This is a genomic window from Armatimonas sp. (genome assembly GCF_031410135.1).
GTDB lineage: Bacteria > Armatimonadota > Armatimonadia > Armatimonadales > Armatimonadaceae > Armatimonas.
Genome location: NZ_JANNYP010000865.1, coordinates 1 through 2,035, shown reverse-complemented (window position 1 = coordinate 2,035; position 2,035 = coordinate 1). Strand labels below are relative to the sequence as shown.

The 2,035-nt window shown below is 62.8% G+C and carries 1 protein-coding gene; it reads left to right on the top strand.

Annotated features, from left to right (window positions below; translation table 11 throughout):
- Positions 1–2,035, top strand: a 2,035-nt coding sequence (locus RMO15_RS31115) for an NACHT domain-containing protein (protein WP_309722472.1), incomplete at both ends; no start/stop codon positions are given.

Here is a 2,035-nt window from a genome sequence, read left to right as displayed (position 1 = left end):
GCGCTCCATGCGGGCAAGGCACACGCGCGTGAGTTTCTCATCGAGTTGCTCTGGCCCGACACCGAGCCTGCCACGGGGCGCAACAACCAGAGCAAGGCGCTCTCGATGCTGAAGCGCCAGCTCGAACCCGAAGGGGGGAAGAGCCTCTTTGACGCCAACCACTCGACCATCCAGCTGAACCCTGAAGGGATCAGAGTGGACGCGCAGCGCTTTGAAGCACTCGTGAAGCGTGGCCTCCTGACCCGGCTGGAGACAGCGGAGCGGCACACGGCACTGAGCGAGGCACTCGCCCTCTGGGCACCACCGTTTCCCGGTATCTACGACGACTGGGCAATCGAGGAGCAAGAGCGCCTCGAAGCCCTCGCCGAGCAAGCGAGAGAAGCGCTGGAGAGCTTGCCCGAGGTCTCGGTTGCCGAAACGCCCATTGCCGCAACCGCCCCGATTGTCCACTCGCTGCCCGTAGCGTTCTCCCGATTTCTAGGCCGTGAGCCAGAGCGCGTTGCCATCGCGGAGCAGCTACAGATGGCGCGTTTGGTGACCCTGCTCGGCCCCGGCGGCGTGGGCAAGACCCGCCTTGCCCTCGAAGTCGCACGGGCAAGCCAGGAGCAAAAAGCGTTCACCCGTGTCGTCTTTGCCTCGCTCGCCGAGCTTCCCTTGCCCTCGCTGATCCTGCCGACCCTACGCCGCGCCCTCACCGATGCCGCGCCCGCCGCCGATCCGCTGGCGCAGCTCGTGACCACGATCAACGCCATCCCAGGCCGTGTGCTGATCTTGCTGGATAACCTGGAGCACCTGCTACCTGCGGAGAGCCGGGATGGGGACGACAGCGACGATGCGGAAAAGTCACGCTTTGGCCCGGCGCGGATTGTGAGAGCGCTGCTGGAGTCGTGCCCTGATTTAGTCTTCCTCGCCACCTCACGCCAGCCGCTTGGCATGGAAGGGGAGCAGCAGGTAGCTCTCGAACCCCTTGTAGGCGCAACCGGCGTGGAGCTTTTCGTGGATCGCGCTCGTGCCGTCCGCCCCGACTTCACGCTCCACGCCGGGAACAAAGCCGAGATTGAAGCAATCTGCACGCTACTGGACGGCTTACCTCTTGCCATCGAGCTGGCCGCCGCCTGGGTGCGCGTTCTGACGCTTCCGGAGCTTCGCGAGCGTCTGGAGAAAGAAGTGCTCTGGCTGGAAGGGCGTCGCCGCGATCTCAACCCGCGCCAAAAGAGCTTAGAGGCAACACTGCGCTGGAGCTGGCAGCTCCTATCGGCAGAGCAGAAGCGCCTGCTCTGCGCCCTCTCGGTGTTTCGCGGCTGCTGGACACTCGATGCCGTCGAGGCCGTGCACCGCTCCCCCGATACCTTAGATTTACTCTACAACCTCGTGGATAAGTCGCTGGTCGTCGTGGAGCAGATCTCCGACACGACCCGCTTTCGTTTATTGGAGACAATCCGTCAGTTCGCCTGGGAGCGCCTCGAAGAGAGCGGCGAGCAGGAGAGGGTTCAGGGGAGGCATCTGCAGTACTTTCTCGCCTTTACCCGGGACGTCAACCCGAAGCTAACCGGCCCGGCTCAGAAATTCTGGTACGAGCGGCTGGAGCAGGAGAACGGCAACGCGCGTACGGCACTCGCGTTTGGCACGACTTGTCGTGGTCACGCCGAGCCTGTCCAAGCCCTGGCTGGGGCACTGATGAAGTTCTGGTGGATCCGTGGCTACATCACGGAGGGACGTGACTGGTACGAGAAAGTACTCTCACTTCCCGAAGGTCAGTCTCATACTCCTGCCCGCGCCGATGCGCTCTACGGAGCCGGGGCCCTGGTGAACTTTCAAGCAGAATATACGCTTGCGGAGCACTACAGCCAGCAAAGCCTGGTTATCCGGAGGGCACTGGGTGATAAAAAGGGCATTGCTAACGCGCTTCAGTTGAGGGGACTCATCGCCTTTGACCAGAAGAACTACGCGGCTGCACGGACGTTTTATGAAGAAGGCTTGGGGCTTCGGCGCGAGCTGGGGGATCTGAGCGGTCTCTCCACCTTGCTCAACAACC